Below are 18,514 nucleotides of genomic sequence, written 5' to 3' on the forward strand. Positions count from 1 at the left end.
CTAATGGAGGCCAAGGATGAAAACTCTCTGGCAACACTGTCACGTCGCAACCATGGCACAAGGCGTCTACTCGATCACCGAGGATGCGGCCATCGTGACGACAGGAGCGCACATTGAGTGGATCGGCCCGCGCGGTGAGTTGCCGGCGGGCGAGTACCCGGCCGTCAATGATTTGAACGGGGCCTGGGTCACGCCGGGCCTGATCGACTGCCACACTCACACGGTGTTCGGCGGTAACCGCAGCGGTGAATTCGAACAGCGCCTGCAAGGCGTCAGCTACGCGGAAATCGCCGCCAGCGGTGGCGGCATCGCCAGCACCGTGCGCGCCACCCGCGCAGCCAGCGAAGATGAACTGTTCGCCAGTGCCGCCAAGCGCCTGAAAAGCCTGATGCGTGATGGCGTTACCAGTATCGAAATCAAGTCCGGCTACGGCCTGGACCTGGCCAACGAGCGCAAGATGCTGCGTGTGGCCCGTCGCCTCGGCGCCGAACTGCCGGTCAGCGTGCGCAGCACCTGCCTGGCGGCTCACGCCTTGCCGCCGGAGTACAAGGATCGCGCTGACGACTATATCGATCACATCTGCGCCGACATGCTCCCGGCCCTGGCTGCCGAAGGGCTGGTCGACGCCGTGGATGCGTTTTGCGAGTACCTGGCGTTCTCCCCGGCACAGGTCGAGCGGGTGTTCATTACCGCCCAGAAACTGGGCCTGCCAGTGAAGCTGCACGCCGAGCAGTTGTCGTCGCTGCATGGCTCGAGCCTGGCGGCGCGTTACCACGCGTTGTCCGCCGATCACCTGGAGTTCATGACCGAGGACGACGCCATCGCCATGGCCAACTCCGGTACGGTCGCGGTGCTGTTGCCCGGCGCCTTTTACTTCCTGCGTGAAACCCAGTTGCCGCCGATGGAAGCCCTGCGCAAGCACGGCGTGAAAATCGCCATCGCCAGCGACCTCAACCCGGGCACCTCGCCGGCGCTGTCATTGCGCCTGATGCTGAACATGGCTTGCACCTGCTTCCGCATGACCCCGGAAGAAGCCCTGGCCGGCGCGACGATTCATGCCGCCACCGCGCTGGGCATGGCCGATACTCATGGTTCGCTGGAGGTCGGCAAGGTCGCGGATTTTGTCGCCTGGCAAATCGATCGTCCGGCCGACCTGTGTTACTGGCTGGGCGGCGACCTGGAAAAACGCGTCGTGCGCCACGGCGTCGAATCAAGTCTGTAGGAGATCTGTTGTGGATAAGGTTCTGAACTTCAAACAAGGCCGCGTACCGCTGCTGATCAGCATGCCCCACGCCGGTGTGCGCCTGACGCCTGCGGTCGAAGCCGGATTGATCCCTGACGCGAAAAGCCTGCCGGACACCGACTGGCACATCCCGCAGCTATACGACTTCGCCGCGGAACTGGGTGCAAGCACTCTGGCGGCCGAGTACTCGCGGTTCGTCATCGACCTTAACCGACCGTCCGACGACAAGCCTTTGTACGTGGGGGCGACCACCGGCCTGTACCCGGCGACGCTGTTCGACGGCATTCCGTTGTTCCGCGAAGGGCTGGAGCCTTCTGCCGATGAGCGCGCGACTTATCTGGAGCAGATCTGGACGCCATACCACAGCACCTTGCAGCAGGAACTGGCGCGACTGAAGGCCGAGTTCGGCTATGCGCTGCTGTTCGATGCGCACTCGATCCGCTCGATCATCCCGCACCTGTTCGACGGCAAGTTGCCGGACTTCAACCTCGGCACCTTCAACGGCGCCAGTTGCGATCCGCAGCTTGCGACCCGACTGGAAGCGATCTGCGCGCTTCACGACAACTACACCCACGTACTCAACGGGCGCTTCAAGGGCGGGCACATCACTCGCCATTACGGCAATCCGGCCGAGAACATCCACGCGGTGCAACTGGAGTTGGGGCAGTGCACCTACATGGAAGAGTTCGAGCCGTTCCGCTATCGCCCGGATCTGGCGGAACCGACGCGGTTGGTGCTCAAGGAGTTGCTGCAAGGCTTGCTGGCCTGGGGTGAAAAACACTACAAGCGCTAAAGCCTGACGCGTAACCCTGTGGGAGCGAGCTTGCTCGCGATAGCGGTCTGTCTGTTACATCTATGTCGACTTATCCACCGCCATCGCGAGCAAGCTCGCTCCCACAGGTAAGTGTTCATTTTGAAAGCGCGACGTAACAGTCGCCACCGTGCAAAACACGGTCGCCACAGGTCGCTTTTACCGCTCGTCTGCTGCGTAATGTTCTGGCCACGGTGCACAAAGACACCGACCTCACAATAATCGCTGCCGCACGAGATGCTCTCTATGACAAGCACCAAAGGTTTGTTCGCCCGCTGTCTCTCAATCCTCTGCGGCACGGCTCTCCTGAGCACCGGCGCCCTGGCCGCTGACGACGCCTCCTGCAAAACAGTGCGCATGGGCGTGGTCAACTGGACCGATGTGATCGCCACCAGCGGCATGGCCGACGTGTTGCTCAATGGCCTCGGCTACGAAAGCAAACAGACCAGCGCCGTTCAGCAAATCATCTTCGCCGGGATCCGCGACAAGCGCCTGGACATTTTCCTTGGTTACTGGAAACCGGCGATGGACAAAAACATCGCGCCGTTCCTGGCCGCCAATCAAGTCAAAGTCATGGACAAGCCGAGCCTGGCTGATGCCCAGGCCACCCTTGCAGTCCCTGACTATGTAGCAGCGGCGGGCCTGAAGACCTTCTCCGACATCGCCAGATTCAAGGATCAGCTTGGCGGCAAGATCTACGGCATCGAGCCGGGCAGCGGCGCCAACACCACGATCAAGACCATGATCGAAACCAATCACTTCGGCCTTAAGGATTTCAAACTGATCGAGTCCGGTGAAGCCGGCATGCTCGCCGCCGTACAGCGCGCCGTGAATCGCAAGGAGTTCGTGGTGTTCGTCGGTTGGACTCCACACCCGATGAACATCAACATGAAGATCGCCTACCTGACCGGCAGCGAAGACGTGTACGGCCCGAATGAAGGTGCAGCGACCGTTTCCACCGTAACCGCGCCGGATTACGCCAAGCGCTGCCCGAACGTCAATCGACTGCTGGAAAACCTGACCTTCACCGCCGCCCAGGAAAGCCAGTTGATGGTGCCGATCATGGAGCGCCAAACGGCTCAGGATGTCGCGAAAAAATGGCTGCGCGAGCATCCGGAAGATCTCCAGCGCTGGCTGGCGGGTGTCAGCAGTTTTGATGGCAAGGATGGCGTGGCCACGGTTCAGACCAGTCTGAAAAACTGACACCTTTCCAGATGTTTGCAAAACCTGTGGGAGCGAGCTTGCTCGCGATGGCGCCCTCACATTCAACATCTATGTTGCCTGTCAGTTCGCAATCGCGAGCAAGCTCGCTCCCACAGGTCATAAGTACGCCTTAAAAACCTGAACAGGCTTGCACCAGTCTTATGGCTCCTTATCCACTTTCCGAGCAGATGACGGCTTTCGTCGAGAAAACCGTCAGTTTCAATAGCACTGACGGCAGCCCCGACGGTCTGCGCCAGGCCTACAGCGAGATGTGCCGGGCATTTACCCCTACACGCCCTGCCGGGTTGTATGTGGTCGATTTCGAGTTGGCCGGTGTTGCTGTTCGTTCCTATCAACCAGCGACCAGCGGTGCGTCGTGCATCGTCTATCTACATGGCGGGGGCTGGGTGGTGGGGGATCTGGATTCCCACGACTTCATTTGCGCGGAACTGGCCTCGACCCTCGGTGTGTTGGTGATCGCCGTCGATTACCGCCTGGCGCCGGAACATCCGTTTCCGGCGGCCTTCGACGATTGCCTCAAAGTCTGGCGAGCACTGCGCACCGGGCCGTTCAAACTTGACCCTGCGCGTACGCTGGTGGCCGGCGACAGTGCCGGTGGCAACCTCGCGGCAGCGTTGTGCCTGGCGCTGCGCGATGCCGGCGAGCCGGTGCCGTGCGCGCAGGTCCTGATCTATCCGGGGTTGGGCGGCGATCACCGGCTGCCGTCGCGCAGTGAGTGCATCGACGCGCCGTTACTCAGCAGCAGTGACGTAGATTGCTATCACGCGCTTTACCTGCAGGGCGCCCGCCATCCGAACGCCTACGCCATGCCATTGCTTGCCACGGATTTCAGCAGACTGCCACCGGCATGGATCGCCGTGGCGCAATTGGACCCGTTGCGTGATGACGGTGTGCTGTATGCCGAGCGACTGAGTACTGCCGGCGTTGCTGCCACATTGTACGTCGGCGAGGGTTTGGTCCATGGCTGTTTACGGGCCCGCGGGCAGGTGGCCGAGGTCGATGCGCTGTACGAAACCCTGTTTGGTTATCTTGCGGAAAAACTCTGACTTCTCACGGGCATGCTCATTGACGTAATTCGGGTTTATGATGCCCAACGGCAGAATAATAGAAGTCCCCCCAGGGATGACCTCGACCCCTTACGGAGCGCGCAATGCAGACTTTGTACCCGCAGATCAAACCCCACGCCCGGCACGATCTGGCCGTCGACGAGACCCACACGCTGTATGTCGACGAAAGCGGTTCACCGGAAGGTTTGCCGGTGGTGTTCATCCACGGCGGCCCCGGTGCCGGATGTGATGCCCAGAGTCGGTGCTACTTCGATCCAAATCTTTATCGCATCGTCACCTTCGACCAGCGCGGTTGTGGTCGCTCGACCCCCCACGCCAGCCTGGAAAACAACACCACCTGGGACCTGGTCGCCGACCTCGAGCGGATTCGCCAGCATCTGGGCATCGACAAATGGGTGCTGTTTGGTGGCTCCTGGGGTTCGACCCTGGCGCTGGCCTACGCGCAAACCCATCCTGAGCGGGTACACGGTCTGATCCTGCGGGGGATCTTTCTCTGCCGTCCGCAGGAAATCGAATGGTTCTATCAGGCCGGCGCCAGCCGCCTGTTCCCCGATTACTGGCAGGACTACATCGCGCCGATCCCGCTGGACGAGCGCGACGATTTGCTCGCTGCGTTCCACAAACGCCTGGTCGGCAACGACCAGATCGCCCAGATGCACGCGGCCAAGGCCTGGTCGACCTGGGAGGGCCGCACCGCGACCCTGCGCCCTAACCCTCTGGTAGTCGACCGTTTCTCCGAGCCTCAACGTGCGTTGTCGATTGCCCGCATCGAATGCCACTACTTCAGCAACCACGCCTTCCTGGAGCAGAATCAGCTGATCCGCGACATGGGCAAGATCGCCCATTTGCCCGGCGTGATCATTCATGGTCGCTACGACGTGATCTGCCCGCTGGATAACGCCTGGGAATTGCATCAAGCCTGGCCGAACAGCGAACTGCAGGTCATCCGCGATGCCGGTCATGCCGCTTCCGAGCCTGGCATCACCGACGCACTGGTACGCGCCGCCAATCAGATGGCCCGGCGTCTGCTCGACCTGCCGCCTGAAGAAGCATGAAGGGCCTGCTGCAACGGGTGCGCGGCGCGCGGGTCGAGGTCGCGGGCGAGATCGTGGGTGCCGTCGATCAGGGATTGCTGGTCCTGGTAGCCGTCGAGCCCGACGATACGCGGGCCAGCGCTGACAAACTCCTTAATAAGCTGCTTAACTATCGGGTATTCAGTGACGCTGAGGGCAAGATGAATCTGTCCTTGGCGGATGTGGGCGGTGGGCTGCTGCTGGTCTCTCAGTTCACCCTGGCTGCCGATACAAAAAACGGGCTGCGTCCGAGTTTCTCGACCGCGGCCCCTCCGGCGTTGGGCGAGGAGCTGTTCGACTATCTATTAAGCAAAGCGAAACAGGTGCATGGCACTGTGGCATCAGGTAGATTCGGCGCGGATATGCAGGTGCACCTGGTCAATGATGGCCCGGTAACCTTCCTGTTACAGACCTGAAAGCGCTTGAAACAAGTTTTTACGTTCATTTCGACTGAAAACAGGGGTTTTTCGCGATAAATACTTTGTTACCCCTGATGCGTTGTAACGCGGCCTACTAGATAATCCCGCGCTACGGGGATCAGCGTTCGTTGGTCCATTTTGACTTAGGTAGAGACTTGTCCGGATCCGATTGGGGAATCATTTCGCCACAGCGGAGTCGGAACAATGCTCGCCAACTTGGCAAGAGTGGTTTGCAAGGGCGGTTTTTTCATACCGTACACCGTGCAGGCCCTTTAACTGGCCGTTGGTTTTTTGATCTGTTTTCGGCGAGGGTTGCTCGTGATTGTTAGTCCCTGTAACGCACCAAAATTGTCTGCCAAACGGTTACGCAGCGCCCTGGTAGCGGGCTCTGCACTGCTCTGCCTGCTCAGCGCCGGTCAGCTTTGGGCATTCAGTCTGGATGATGTATCGGTCAAGGCAAAAGAACTGGCCGCGCAGAAATTCGAAGCGCCGCGCAGTAACCTGCCGAACGAGTTCCGCGACATGAAATTCGCGGACTATCAGAAAATTCGTTTTCTGACGGAAAAAGCCGAGTGGGCTGACCAGAAGACGCCGTTCAAGCTGTCCTTCTATCACCAGGGCATGCATTTCGATACGCCGGTGAAAATCAACGAAATCACCGCGAACACCGTCGAAGAGATCAAATACGATCCGAGTCGTTTCGACTTCGGCGATATGAAGTTCGATCCAAAGGCCACCGAACAACTGGGTTATGCCGGTTTCCGTGTGCTGTACCCGATCAACAAGGCCGACAAGCAAGACGAAATCATGACCATGCTTGGCGCGAGCTACTTCCGCGTCGTCGGCAAGGGTCATGTCTATGGTTTGTCCGCTCGCGGCATGGCGCTTGATACCGCATTGCCGTCCGGCGAAGAATTCCCGCGTTTCCGCGAGTTCTGGATTCAGCAGCCCAAGCCAGGCGACAAGCACCTGGTGATCTTCGCCCTGCTGGATTCTCCTCGTGCCACCGGCGCCTACCGCCTGACCCTGCGTCCGGGCAGCGACACCATCGTCGACGTCAAGGCGCAGATGTTCCTGCGTGACAAGGTCGGCAAACTGGGCATCGCCCCGTTGACCAGCATGTTCCTGTTCGGCGCCAACCAACCGTCGAAAGTACTGAACTACCGTCGCGAGCTGCACGATTCCAGCGGCCTGGCGATCCATGCCGGCAACGGCGAGTGGATCTGGCGTCCGCTGAACAATCCGAAGCACCTGGCCGTGAGCAACTTCAGCGTTGAAAACCCGCGCGGCTTCGGTCTGCTGCAACGTGGTCGCGACTTCAGCCACTACGAAGACCTCGACGACCGCTACGACAAGCGCCCAAGCGCCTGGATCGAGCCGAAGGGTGACTGGGGCAAGGGCACGGTCGACCTGGTCGAGATTCCGACCGCCGACGAAACCAACGACAACATCGTTGCTTTCTGGAATCCGGAAAAATTGCCGGAACCTGGCCAGCCGCTCGATGTCGCTTATCGTATGCACTGGACCATGGATGAAGCCTCGATTCACGCGCCGGACAGCGCCTGGGTCAAACAAACCCTGCGCTCCACTGGTGACGTCAAGCAGTCCAACCTGATTCGTCAGCCGGACGGCAGCGTTGCCTACCTGGTGGACTTTGAAGGCCCGTCCCTGGCGGCTTTGCCGGCCGAAGCGGACGTTCGCAGCCAGGTCAGCGTCGGCGACAACGCCGAGCTGGTGGAAAACAGCGTTCGCTATAATCCTGAAACCAAAGGCTGGCGCCTGACCTTGCGGATGAAGATCAAGGATCCGAGCAAGTCCACCGAGATGCGTGCCGCGCTGGTGCAGAACATCGTGCCGGCGGACCTGGCCAAGACTTCGATTCCGTCGTCGAACTCGTCGGTTGCCAAGGCCGACAAGGTTGCCGCCAAGCAACAAGAGAAAGCGGACAAGGAAGCCAGGCAAGCGGAGGCCAAGCAGGCCGAAGCCAAGCCTGTTGCAGATGCCAAGGACAAGGCCAATAAAGACGCCAAGCAGCCTGTCGCTGCCGACGCGGCCCCAGCCACACCGGAATCGGCCCCGACTGAAGAAGTCCTGACCGAGACCTGGAGCTATCAGTTGCCTGCCGATGAGTAACTCTCAAGTACGGCCAGAAACTCTCTCCGAGTATCTGGCGCATCTGCCGATGACCGACCAGCAGCGCGCGGAACTCGCGGGCTGCAGGTCTTTCAGTGAACTGCATGAGCGTCTGTCGTCCTCGACTTTCGACGCGCCAGCCGAGGCCGCCCAGGCTTCGGTCGGCAAGCGCTTGACCCTGAGCACTGCCGAAGAATTGCAGGACGCCGAAATGCTGGTGCTCGACGCCAGCGGTCGCGTCTGCCTTAAGGCGACCCCACCGATTCGTCGGACCAAGGTCGTGCCGGAGCCGTGGCGCACCAATATTCTGGTGCGCGGCTGGCGGCGTCTGACCGGTCGCACCAATCCGCCGAAGCCGCCGAAAGACGAGAACGTGCTGCCGGCCGCGCGCTGGCGCACCGTCGGTTCGATCCGCCGCTACATTCTGCTGGTACTGATGCTCGGTCAGACCATCGTCGCCGGCTGGTTCATGAAAGGCCTCATGCCTTACCAGGGCTGGTCATTCGTCGACCTCGACGAAGTGTTGCACCAACCGTTATTGCAAACCGCCACCCAAGTGCTGCCATATGCATTGCAGACCAGCATCCTGATCCTGTTCGGGATCCTGTTCTGCTGGGTTTCGGCCGGTTTCTGGACCGCACTGATGGGTTTTCTCGAGTTGCTAACCGGGCACGATAAATACCGCATCTCCGGTAAAAGTGCTGGTAACGAGCCGATTCCAAAGGATGCGCGCACCGCGCTGGTGATGCCGATCTGCAACGAAGACGTGCCACGGGTATTCGCCGGGCTGCGGGCGACCTTCGAGTCGGTTGCAGCCACGGGTGACCTGGACCGCTTCGACTTCTTCGTCCTCAGCGACAGTAACGACGCCGATATCTGCGTCGCCGAGCAACAGGCCTGGCTGGATGTCTGCCGCGAAGCCGGGGGCTTCGGCAAGATTTTCTATCGCCGCCGTCGTCGTCGCGTAAAACGCAAAAGCGGCAATCTCGACGATTTCTGCCGTCGTTGGGGCGGTGACTACAAGTACATGGTCGTACTCGACGCCGACTCCGTGATGAGCGGTGAGTGCCTGACCAGTCTGGTACGCCTGATGGAAGCCACGCCGGACGCCGGGATCATCCAGACCGCGCCGCGTGCGTCGGGCATGGACACCCTGTATGCTCGCATGCAGCAGTTCGCCACCCGCGTGTACGGTCCGCTGTTCACTGCCGGCCTGCACTTCTGGCAGTTGGGCGAATCGCACTACTGGGGCCACAACGCGATCATCCGCATGAAGCCGTTCATCGAGCACTGCGCCCTGGCGCCATTGCCCGGTAAAGGCGCATTCGCCGGTGCGATTCTGTCCCACGACTTCGTCGAAGCCGCGCTCATGCGTCGTGCCGGTTGGGGCGTGTGGATTGCCTACGATTTGCCGGGCAGCTATGAAGAACTGCCGCCGAACCTGCTGGACGAACTCAAGCGCGACCGTCGCTGGTGCCACGGCAACCTGATGAACTTCCGCCTGTTCCTGGTCAAGGGCATGCACCCGGTGCACCGCGCGGTGTTCCTGACCGGCGTGATGTCCTACCTGTCGGCGCCGTTGTGGTTCTTCTTCCTGGTGCTGTCGACCGCGCTGCTGGCGGTCAACACGCTGATGGAGCCGCAATACTTCCTTGAGCCGCGTCAGCTCTATCCGCTGTGGCCACAATGGCATCCGGACAAGGCGATCGCCCTGTTCTCGACCACCATCGTGCTGCTGTTCCTGCCGAAGCTGTTGAGCATCATCCTGATCTGGGCCAAGGGTGCGAAAGAGTTCGGCGGCAAGTTCAAGGTGACCCTGTCGATGCTCCTGGAGATGCTGTTCTCCATGCTGCTGGCGCCGGTGCGGATGATTTTCCACACCCGTTTCGTACTGGCCGCGTTCCTCGGCTGGGCCGCAACGTGGAATTCCCCACAGCGTGACGACGACTCCACACCATGGAGCGAGGCGGTCAAGCGCCACGGTCCGCAAACATTGCTGGGCTTCTTCTGGGCCTTGCTGGTGATCTGGCTGAACCCGAGCTTCCTGTGGTGGCTGGTGCCGATCGTCGGTTCGTTGATGCTGTCGATCCCGGTGTCGGTGATCTCCAGCCGTGTCGGCCTGGGCCTGAAGTCCCGTGACGAGAACCTGTTCCTGATCCCTGAGGAATACAATCCGCCACAGGCACTGCTGGCGACCGACCAGTACACCCACGAAAACCGCTGGCACGCGCTTAACGACGGCTTCGTCCGTTCGGTGGTCGATCCACAGCAGAACGCCCTGGCGTGCTCGCTGGCGACTTCCCGGCACAATCAGTCCGAGCCGATCGAATGGCTGCGGATCGAACGAGTACGGCATGCGATCAAGGTTGGTCCTGAAGGGCTGACCAATAACGAGCGTGTAGCCTTGTTGAGTGATCCGGTGGCTCTGGCCCGCCTGCATGAGCAGGTTTGGAGCGAGGGCCATCCAGAGTGGCTGGGGGCATGGCGGGCATCGGTGAAAGCCGATCCCCATGCGCCGCTGCTCCCGCTTCGACCGGTCAGCTTGCAGGCTCAACCGGCCTGATGAAAAAAACCCCGCGAAAGCGGGGTTTTTTCGTTTGAGTAATCGTTCCTACGACTTGATTTCCGGATTCGGTGATTAGCATTCGGTCGCCACTTATTACTTTGTGGTCAACTCAGAGATTAACGGTCGAGACGGTCCCTCATCATTATTAGCGACGATTCTCACTTCGTAACGCGTGCCTGAGGCTAAGCGCTCCCTCATGGTTGTTTCGCTCGGTAAGTAGTTAAACTCCTTCCCTTGCGGGTTAACCAGCGTGACTCTGTACCTGGTCACAGGCTCACTTGGTGCAACCCATTCAAGAATTGTTTCATCCGCTGGTTGGGTATAGCGGAAATTCTGTGGTGCACTTGGTGCATTGACTTGTATGTATAAGTCGATCGAAGTTGGCTCGGATAATTCGCCAGATTCATTTTGCGTTTTCACCGTAACGGTGTAATTGCCTGCTCGCGTCAGACCAGTAAAAGTATGTTGAGTCTCAGCGACAATAAACGGCGGCGCATCGTCAAGGGTAAGTTCATAACCCGTTACCCCCACAGCACCAAGTGGTGTTTCCCACACCAACCTGAATGATGTTTTTGTCACATCCCTCAAGTGCAGTGTTTGAGGGGGAGCGAAACCTATTCTAATCGCGACAGGTTCGGAAAATTGGTCAGACATACTCCGCGCACGGACTTCATAGAGATAGTTTTCACCGGCGGTAGGTAACTCAATCCGGCATTGAGGGTTGGGTGATCCCAGTATAGCCCTCCACTGCTGATCATCCTTACAGACGATGTACTGGATCGCTGCGCCCGTTGCAGGTGGACGCCATAGCAGGGTTGGAGCGTAAGTGGTATCCAGTATTAGGTTTTGAACTGGTCCCAGCGGATGAGATGCGCCCGGTGTCGTGACTTGCAGTCGAGCGGGTTCGGAAAAGTGCCCTTCGTTGTCTTTGGTTCGTACTTCGAAGAGGTAGGTTTTGCCTGGAGACAGCCAATAGACGTCGTAAGTGGTGCTATCGACCATGCGAAGCGAAGTGCCGTCACGAAAAACCTGGTAACCCACCACCCATCCATCGTCACTGCTAGCGAGCCATGACAATTTCACGCTAGCGGATGTCAAGTTCCTGTAGCTCAGCTCTCTTGGCGGAGTGGGTCTTGCCTTGGTCGTGAATGAGGCGGTGGTGGGCTCGGACAGATTTCCAGCGGCATCAAAAGCTTTTATTTCAACTGCATATTGGTTTGCCTCTTCTAATTGGGTAAGAGTGTGTTGTGTGTGGGTGGTTGAAATAGGAGGCTTATTGTTGATGGTAATTGTATAGCCGGCTACAGCGACATTGTCGGAGGCCGGTGTCCAGGTGATTGTTGCCGAATTCTGTGAGATGTTTGTAATAACCGGTATTCCCGGTTTGCCGGGAGCGGTTGCATCTTTTGTCTCGAATGATGCCGTAGAGGGCTCGGAGAGTCTCCCATCGTCGACTTGGGATCTTACATCGATGGTGTATTGAGTCGAATCTGTCAAGCCAGTGAAAGTGTGACGGTTGGTTGTAATTGTAAAGGGCTCACCGCTGTTAAGGGTGATCTGATAACTATTTGCACTGGTGACTATCGCCCATTCCACCTCTGCAGACCCTTCAGTAATGTTTGAAAACTGCAATGGCCCTGGTTTTTCGGGTGGGATGGCGTCGATCACGAGCGATTCGAAAATTGCAGGAACTTCTTGAGAGCTCACAGCCCAAACATCTACGGAAAATTTTTCGTCTAGTGGCAGCTGCCCGAAATCATAGTTGCTGGCTGTTGCGGAAACTAATATTGGAGGTTCATCGTTTAGCGAAATGGCATGGCTTGAGACATTCTGGCTAGCAGATGGTGTCCAGCTGATTGCGGTATTGGAATGGGTTCGTGATGTTAGCTTCAGATTTGATATCTGATCGGGTTGTGAAGGGTTGAACGTAAATTTATGAATGACTGGTTCGCTTGTTCCTCCGCCTTCAAAACGGATTGTGCTGGTAAAAATTAATTCTTCATCGGGGTTGTAGCTTCCGAAATCAACTCCAGGTCTTTCACCCTCAATGTAAGGAGTTACAGTAGAGTATCCTCTGAATGAATGGTGGAAGGAAATTGGAAATTGAGGGGTATCTATTTTATCCCAAGTCAGGCGTGCTCGATAATATCTACTGTATTCCAAGTATTCTATTACTGTTATTTTTGGGTTGGTTAGGGTTGGACGTGCATTAAGTGTGAGCGATGTATATTCAGAGTAAAGCCCATTGTTGTCTTTTGCTCGGACTTCAAATGTGCACGCTTGATCTGCTGATAAATCGTTGAAGCCGTATTGGGTTTTTGTTGTGAAATCTACAAATATCTCGTTGCAGCGTAGTTCATATCCAGCAATGCCAGCGGCATCAGATGATGCCTGCCAAATCAAGCCAGCTGTTTTAAAACCAAAATGCGTAAATCTAAAATTTCCAGGAATGGAGGGGGTAGTATCGTCTTGTGTTAATAGGCAGTTTTTCGAAAAATCTGACGGTGCTTCCATTGTGTCGAATGCACGGATTTTGAATGTATGATTTCTGTGGGGGGTTTCTTTTATTAGGTAATAGGTGTTGCTTGTAGTCTCGTAGAGGGTTTCGTCTCTGAATATTTCATACTTAATAACGCCTAGATTGTCGGTAGAGGCAGTCCATGTTAGTTCATATGTATTCTTGTAGTCGTTTTCATCTATTTTTTTTATTGTAAGGTCGCTCGGGGCGCTAGGAGGGGTATTATCTACAGCCCGAAGTCGGTTAAGCGCAATGCAGCGATCTGTTACACTGGTCTGCGTATCAAATCTCTCAATGAAATCCACCATGACGATTTTTGCGTTTTGGTGGCCAAATCTGAACGTTTCTTGACGAACAGGATGATTGCGGCTCAAGTGTACTGGGCCACCTGAATTGTAAACGGCTGCACTTAATGCCCAGTATTTTTGGCTTGGTGGAGCTTTCATTGTCCGGATAACCAGATCTTCGACCCCGTCTTCGTTGAGATTATCCGAGTTCCACTGATGATTTATTGGAATCCATAGTTGTTCCTTTTGCACCCATTCAGCCTTCCAGTTTTTTGGGGAACCATAATCGAAAGCCAAAATGATGCTACGACCAGGAAAATCCTGTCGTATCTGACCAATGCTTAAGTCATAGGCCGCCTTGGGGATCAACAGATGTTTGATAGGCGTGAAGTAGGGGAAACAACGCTCGAGACTATTGTGAGAGTAGTTCCTGCCTTTATCATAATTATGGAAGTCAAGTATTACTATTTCGCCAGGGTTTTCGGTAATGAAATTCTTCACGTCTCTGATCAGATGCTCCAGCCTTCGTCCGGCACTAAATCCGCCATGTTGAAACTCGAAGATCTCTATAAATCTATAAGTAGGAAATTTGTTACCAATCGTCTTTTTGTAACTGCTATCGACCAAGCGCAGGTCAAGATGGCGTGCACCGGCGGCGAGTTGCTGCGGGAATGATTTGTCTTGGTTAGCAGCCCATTCCCGCGCGATGGGTGCCATCCCGGATTTATCGGTACCAGAATTATGCGCGCTGGGTATAGCGAGCTGATGCAGTTTCAGTTTCGCAATGTCCGATGCGATGTCTGTCATCCAGCGACTATAGTTGGCGTTGGTTTCTGCCGACTCCAAAAAGGAGGACGGTAAGTCGACAGAAGTGTCCGCTGAATCGTCTTTCATGATGGCGCTCCCGAAAAATTGTCAGGAACACAAGATTGGACCTTAATTGGAGCTCACGTAACTAGCAGAACTGATAGTGGCGTTGGTTGGTTGTGTCGCTCATCTTTAACGATTGATCATCCGCTTTCTAGAGTTCAATGGTTCTCGTCAAGACAGCTATAGACTGGCCGGCTTTAATCCGCCGGCTAGCCATTCTCTTTTAGTTTGTCATGACGTCAAACCCTGAACCGCCCCACCAGCATCTGCAAATGCGTCCCCAACCGCGCCAGCTCAACGCTGGACGCTGCCGTCTCCTCACTCGCCGCCGACGTTTGATCCGACACATCCCGCACATTCAGCACGCTGCGGTTGATCTCCTCCGCCACGGCGCTTTGCTGTTCGGCAGCCGCAGCGATCTGCTGGTTCATCGCCTGGATCGCCGACACCGTGCGGGTGATGCTTTCCAGTGAGCCACCGGCGCGGCGGGTCAGTTCGACGCTGCTGTCGGTCAGGGTGCGGCTGTTGTCCATGATGGTCGCCACTTGCTGGGTGCCGTTTTGCAGGCCTACGATCAGTTCCTCGATCTCTTCGGTGGACTTCTGTGTGCGCTGGGCCAGGCTGCGGACTTCGTCGGCGACCACGGCAAAACCGCGTCCGGCTTCACCGGCGCGAGCGGCTTCGATGGCGGCGTTGAGGGCCAGCAGGTTGGTTTGCTGGGCCACGGACTTGATGACGTCGAGCACGCTGCCGATCTTGTCGCTTTCGCGCTTGAGTTCGCCCATGGCCTCGGTGGAGTGACCGACTTCCGCGGCCAGGCGTTCGATCTGGGCGATGGCTTCGCCGACGACTTTGTCGCCCTCCCGGGCCTGCTGGTCGGCGGCGACGGCGGCTTCGGAGGCTTCTTCGGCGTTGCGCGCCACTTCCTGCACGGTGGCGGCCATTTCGTTCATGGCGGTGGCGACCTGATCGGTTTCGACCTTCTGACTGTTGACCCCGGCGCTGGTCTGCTCGGTGACGGCAGACAGCTCTTCAGCGGCGCTGGCGATCTGCGTGACGCCATCGCTGATGCCGCCGATCAGTTCACGCAGCCCTTGGGTCATGCTTTGCATGGCCCGCTGCAACTGGCCGAGTTCGTCGCGGCGCTGCGATGTCAGGTTGTGCGTCAGGTCGCCACTGGCGACGCGCTGGGCCACGATCAGGGTCTGGTTCAATGGAATGATGATCTGCCTGGTGATCGCCCAGGCGGCCAGCAGGCCGAAGGCGATGGCCAGCACGGTGGCGAGGGTCAGCATGTTCTTGGCATGGGCGGCGTCGGTGTCACGCACGACGGTTTGCGAGACGGTGAGTTTCTGGCTCATGTCCAACAGGATGTCGCCTTGGGTGGACATGCGTGCCAGGGCCTTGGCGCTGGCCACCTGGGAGTCGCGGAACTGGCTGACGGCGGTGCGATAGGCCTTCAGCGAGTCAGTTGCCTGTTGCAGGTTGGCGATGTGTTCTTCAGGCAGTTTGGTCGGCAGGCTCTCGAGGTTCTTCAGGGCGTTGTCGATCGCGTCGAGGGCTGGCTGTTCGGCTTCGCTCTTACCGCTGTAGGTGTAGCCGCGAACCTGGAAGCGCGCCTGCTGGATCAGTTTGCTCAGGTCGATCACGCTGTTGAACGCCGCTACGCTGTCGCCTTGCAGCATGGATTTTTCCACTTCGGCGACGCGGGCCACGGCATTGTCGGCAGTGGCGCCGAGCTTGCTGCGGGCGTCTTCACGCTGGGCGCCGGCCTGGGTCATGTCGTTGAAGGCGCGGCGGTATTCGGCGACAGCGGCCAGTTGTTGATCGACCATGGCCGTATCGGCCGGTTGCTCGATCAGGCCGCGGGCGGTCTGCAGGCCGCTTTCGAGTTTGCCCAACAGATCGTTGACGGCGCCGGGACCTTGTTCGCCGCGACGCATTTCGTAATCCTGGCGTGCAATGCGCAGGTCCTTGGTCAGGTCGTTGAGACTGGCGATGAACCCCAGTTTATCGCCGCGGCTGGTCACGCCGCTCAGGCCGCTCCAGCCGGTGAAGGTGATCAGCAGGGTCAGCAGCAGCACCAGACCGAAGCCGATCCCCAGCTTGCGTTTGACGCTGACGTTTCCCAGATTCTCGGCTAGCCATTGGTACATGCTGAAACTCCCCGGACCACAATTTGGTTTTATGGGGGGTGTATCGGCAGGGGAGCCTGAATCTGTAGGCGCTGCCCGATATACGGGCGAATGATGACCTGTGGGAGCGGGCTTGCTCGCGAATGCGGTGTGCCAGTCACTTCAATGCCGACTGATACACCGAGTTCGCGAGCAAGCCCGCTCCCACAGAAATTGTGTCGGGGTTTAGAAAAGGCGTGCCAGCAACGCGGTCACGGCGGTTTCGACCCGCAGGATGCGCTCGCCCAGTTGCACCGGTTGCAGGCCGGATTTGCCCAGCAGGTCGATCTCGTAGGGAATCCAGCCACCCTCGGGGCCGATGGCCAGGGTCACCGGTTCGCTGAGTGCGCGAGGGCAGGGCGGGTAATTGCCCGGATGCCCCACCAGGCCGAGGGTGCCTTCGGTGATCGCGGGCAGACGGTCTTCGACGAAGGGCTTGAAGCGCTTCTCGATCACGACTTCCGGCAACACACTGTCCCGCGCCTGTTCCAGGCCGAGGATTAACTGCTCGCGAATCGCCTCTGGCTCCAGGAACGGGGTCTGCCAGAAGCTCTTCTCGACGCGATAGCTGTTGACCAGCACGACCCGTGGCACACCCATGGCCGCCACGGTCTGGAACACCCTGCGCAGCATCTTGGGCCGTGGCAGGGCCAATACCAGGGTCAATGGCAGCTTGGCCGGTGGTGGCTGGTCGAGGGTGACGCGCAATTCCGCTTCGTCGGCGTCCAGGCGCAGCACTTCGGCCGAACCCATCAAACCGCCGATTCGCCCGACGCGCATGGTGTCACCGACTTCGCAGCGGTGGACCTCCTGCATGTGGGTCAACCGGCGATCACGCAGGATCGCGCGGTCGGCCGCAATGAAATCGGCCTCTTCGAGGAGCAGCAGGTTCACGCTTGGGTCGCTGGCGGCTGGTCGTTGTGATCGTCAGCCGGTTGGTCTTCCGGATGGTCGCCGCGCTTGCTGATCAGGCTGCCGAACAGGATGCCGATCTCGAACAACAGCCACATCGGAACGGCCAGCAGGGTCTGCGAGAAGATGTCCGGTGGTGTCAGGATCATGCCGACCACGAAGCAGCCGATGATCACGTACGGACGGATTTTCTTCAGGTATTTGACATCGACCACGCCGATCCACACCAGCAGCACCACGGCCACCGGAATCTCGAACGCTACGCCAAAGGCGAAGAACAGCGTCATGACGAAATCGAGGTAGCTGGTGATGTCGGTCATCATTTCCACGCCGGCCGGGGTGGCGGCAGCGAAGAACTTGAAGATCAGCGGGAACACCAGGAAATAGGCGAAAGCCATGCCGGCGTAGAACAGAAAGATGCTGGAGACCAGCAAGGGCACGGCGATGCGCTTTTCATGCTTGTACAGGCCGGGGGCGATGAAACCCCAGATCTGGTGCAGGATCACCGGAATGGCCAGGAACAGCGAGACCATCATCGTCAGCTTCAGTGGCGTCAGGAACGGCGACGACACGTCAGTGGCAATCATTGTCGCGCCAGCGGGCAGGTACGCGCGCAGTGGCGTGGAGACGAAGGTGTAGATCTGCTGGGTGAAGGCGAACAGCCCGGCAAAAATGATGAAGATCGCCGCTACGCAGCGCAGCAGACGGGTACGCAACTCGGTGAGGTGCGAAACCAGCGGCATGTGCTGGTCGTTTTCAGGGAGATCGCTCATGGGGCTCGCGGCGGCAAAGTGGTGTCATTGGGCGCTGGCGTTGTCGGCGCGGCGGCTGGAGCAACGGGTTCAACCGGCATCGCTGCCACAACAGGCGCAGGTTCCGCCGTCGGAGCAGGTGTCGGGTCGACAGCCGCGGCAGGCGCAAGAATCGTCTGTGTACCCACATGTTCCACCGGCGTCGGCTCCTGCTGGGTCGGCGTGAAGATTTTCCGCGCCTCCTGCTCAAGCGACAGGATGTGCTCGTTGTGCAGTTGCCGACGAATCTCGTCGGCACCGATTTCACGTTCAACTTCCTGTTTGATTGCGTTGAAGCTGCGCTTCAGGCGCCCGACCCACAGGCCGGCGGTGCGCGCAGCGCCCGGCAAGCGCTCGGGACCCAGCACCAGCAGGGCGACGAGGCCGACGAGCAGCAGTTCAGAGAAGCTGATACCAAACATTAGT

The 18,514-nt window shown here is 58.3% G+C and carries 13 protein-coding genes and 1 pseudogene; 8 read left to right on the forward strand and 6 right to left on the reverse strand.

Annotation, left to right across the window (positions count from 1 at the left end):
- Nucleotides 1-16: 16 nt before the first annotated feature.
- The 8 genes from hutI (at nucleotide 17) to mdoH (ending at nucleotide 10,533) form a co-directional block, all read left to right on the forward strand.
- On the forward strand, nucleotides 17-1,222 hold the full coding sequence (hutI, locus tag KGA98_RS05610) for an imidazolonepropionase (RefSeq protein WP_223501757.1): 1,206 nt from the start codon (nucleotides 17-19) through the stop codon (nucleotides 1,220-1,222).
- A gap of 10 nt (nucleotides 1,223-1,232) precedes the next feature.
- Nucleotides 1,233-2,036 carry an N-formylglutamate deformylase gene (hutG, locus tag KGA98_RS05615; protein WP_150811983.1) on the forward strand — a complete coding sequence of 268 codons (804 nt, stop codon included), beginning with the start codon at nucleotides 1,233-1,235 and terminating at the stop codon, nucleotides 2,034-2,036.
- A gap of 264 nt (nucleotides 2,037-2,300) precedes the next feature.
- Nucleotides 2,301-3,257: a choline ABC transporter substrate-binding protein gene (locus KGA98_RS05620; protein ID WP_223501759.1), complete on the forward strand. Its 957-nt coding sequence runs from the start codon at nucleotides 2,301-2,303 to the stop codon at nucleotides 3,255-3,257.
- 161 nt (nucleotides 3,258-3,418) lie between these two features.
- A complete protein-coding gene (locus tag KGA98_RS05625; RefSeq protein WP_223501762.1) occupies nucleotides 3,419-4,324 on the forward strand; it encodes an alpha/beta hydrolase in 906 nt (301 codons plus the stop codon).
- 104 nt (nucleotides 4,325-4,428) lie between these two features.
- Nucleotides 4,429-5,400: a prolyl aminopeptidase gene (gene pip / locus KGA98_RS05630; RefSeq protein ID WP_057712379.1), complete on the forward strand. Its 972-nt coding sequence runs from the start codon at nucleotides 4,429-4,431 to the stop codon at nucleotides 5,398-5,400.
- Complete coding sequence (dtd, locus tag KGA98_RS05635) at nucleotides 5,397-5,834, forward strand: D-aminoacyl-tRNA deacylase (RefSeq protein ID WP_057712378.1); 438 nt, start codon at nucleotides 5,397-5,399, stop codon at nucleotides 5,832-5,834. The genes pip and dtd overlap by 4 nt, the downstream gene beginning before the upstream one ends.
- A gap of 321 nt (nucleotides 5,835-6,155) precedes the next feature.
- Nucleotides 6,156-7,970 (forward strand): glucan biosynthesis protein G, encoded by a 1,815-nt coding sequence (locus KGA98_RS05640; RefSeq protein WP_090452641.1) that lies wholly within the window; start codon nucleotides 6,156-6,158, stop codon nucleotides 7,968-7,970.
- Nucleotides 7,963-10,533 (forward strand): glucans biosynthesis glucosyltransferase MdoH, encoded by a 2,571-nt coding sequence (gene mdoH, locus KGA98_RS05645; RefSeq protein WP_223501763.1) that lies wholly within the window; start codon nucleotides 7,963-7,965, stop codon nucleotides 10,531-10,533. Before KGA98_RS05640 ends, mdoH begins: the two co-directional genes overlap by 8 nt.
- A gap of 96 nt (nucleotides 10,534-10,629) precedes the next feature.
- Here the strand turns inward: mdoH and KGA98_RS05650 are convergent, their stop codons facing one another.
- The 6 genes and pseudogenes from KGA98_RS05650 to tatB all read right to left on the reverse strand — a co-directional run bounded on the left by KGA98_RS05650 (nucleotide 10,630) and on the right by tatB (nucleotide 18,510).
- On the reverse strand, nucleotides 10,630-14,235 hold the full coding sequence (locus tag KGA98_RS05650) for a fibronectin type III domain-containing protein (RefSeq protein ID WP_223501765.1): 3,606 nt from the start codon (nucleotides 14,233-14,235) through the stop codon (nucleotides 10,630-10,632).
- A gap of 215 nt (nucleotides 14,236-14,450) precedes the next feature.
- Complete coding sequence (locus KGA98_RS28620) at nucleotides 14,451-15,323, reverse strand: methyl-accepting chemotaxis protein (RefSeq protein ID WP_371918580.1); 873 nt, start codon at nucleotides 15,321-15,323, stop codon at nucleotides 14,451-14,453.
- A pseudogene (locus KGA98_RS28625) lies at nucleotides 15,306-16,367 on the reverse strand (methyl-accepting chemotaxis protein); the annotation flags it as partial. The gene KGA98_RS28620 and the pseudogene KGA98_RS28625, both read right to left, overlap by 18 nt.
- Nucleotides 16,368-16,571: 204 nt before the next feature.
- Entirely contained in the window at nucleotides 16,572-17,279 is a 708-nt protein-coding gene (locus tag KGA98_RS05660; protein WP_223501774.1) for a 16S rRNA (uracil(1498)-N(3))-methyltransferase, read from the reverse strand.
- Nucleotides 17,276-18,070, reverse strand: a complete 795-nt coding sequence (gene tatC / locus KGA98_RS05665) for a twin-arginine translocase subunit TatC (RefSeq protein WP_057712372.1) — start codon at nucleotides 18,068-18,070, stop codon at nucleotides 17,276-17,278. Before tatC ends, KGA98_RS05660 begins: the two co-directional genes overlap by 4 nt.
- Nucleotides 18,067-18,510 (reverse strand): Sec-independent protein translocase protein TatB, encoded by a 444-nt coding sequence (gene tatB / locus KGA98_RS05670; RefSeq protein WP_150811974.1) that lies wholly within the window; start codon nucleotides 18,508-18,510, stop codon nucleotides 18,067-18,069. The genes tatC and tatB overlap by 4 nt, the downstream gene beginning before the upstream one ends.
- Nucleotides 18,511-18,514: the final 4 nt, after the last annotated feature.

Source organism: Pseudomonas sp. BF-R-24 (genome assembly GCF_019947335.1).
Lineage (GTDB): Bacteria > Pseudomonadota > Gammaproteobacteria > Pseudomonadales > Pseudomonadaceae > Aquipseudomonas > Aquipseudomonas jessenii.

Bases quoted from the DNA above. Each gene is read 5' to 3' on its own strand.
- mdoH (WP_223501763.1), top strand. From the start codon at position 7,963: ATGAGTAACTCTCAAGTACGGCCAGAAACTCTCTCCGAGTATCTGGCG.
- tatB (WP_150811974.1), bottom strand. From the start codon at position 18,510: ATGTTTGGTATCAGCTTCTCTGAACTGCTGCTCGTCGGCCTCGTCGCC.
- KGA98_RS05625 (WP_223501762.1), top strand. From the start codon at position 3,419: ATGGCTCCTTATCCACTTTCCGAGCAGATGACGGCTTTCGTCGAGAAA.
- dtd (WP_057712378.1), top strand. From the start codon at position 5,397: ATGAAGGGCCTGCTGCAACGGGTGCGCGGCGCGCGGGTCGAGGTCGCG.
- KGA98_RS05620 (WP_223501759.1), top strand. From the start codon at position 2,301: ATGACAAGCACCAAAGGTTTGTTCGCCCGCTGTCTCTCAATCCTCTGC.
- KGA98_RS28620 (WP_371918580.1), bottom strand. From the start codon at position 15,323: ATGCAAAGCATGACCCAAGGGCTGCGTGAACTGATCGGCGGCATCAGC.
- KGA98_RS05650 (WP_223501765.1), bottom strand. From the start codon at position 14,235: ATGAAAGACGATTCAGCGGACACTTCTGTCGACTTACCGTCCTCCTTT.
- pip (WP_057712379.1), top strand. From the start codon at position 4,429: ATGCAGACTTTGTACCCGCAGATCAAACCCCACGCCCGGCACGATCTG.
- hutI (WP_223501757.1), top strand. From the start codon at position 17: ATGAAAACTCTCTGGCAACACTGTCACGTCGCAACCATGGCACAAGGC.
- tatC (WP_057712372.1), bottom strand. From the start codon at position 18,070: ATGAGCGATCTCCCTGAAAACGACCAGCACATGCCGCTGGTTTCGCAC.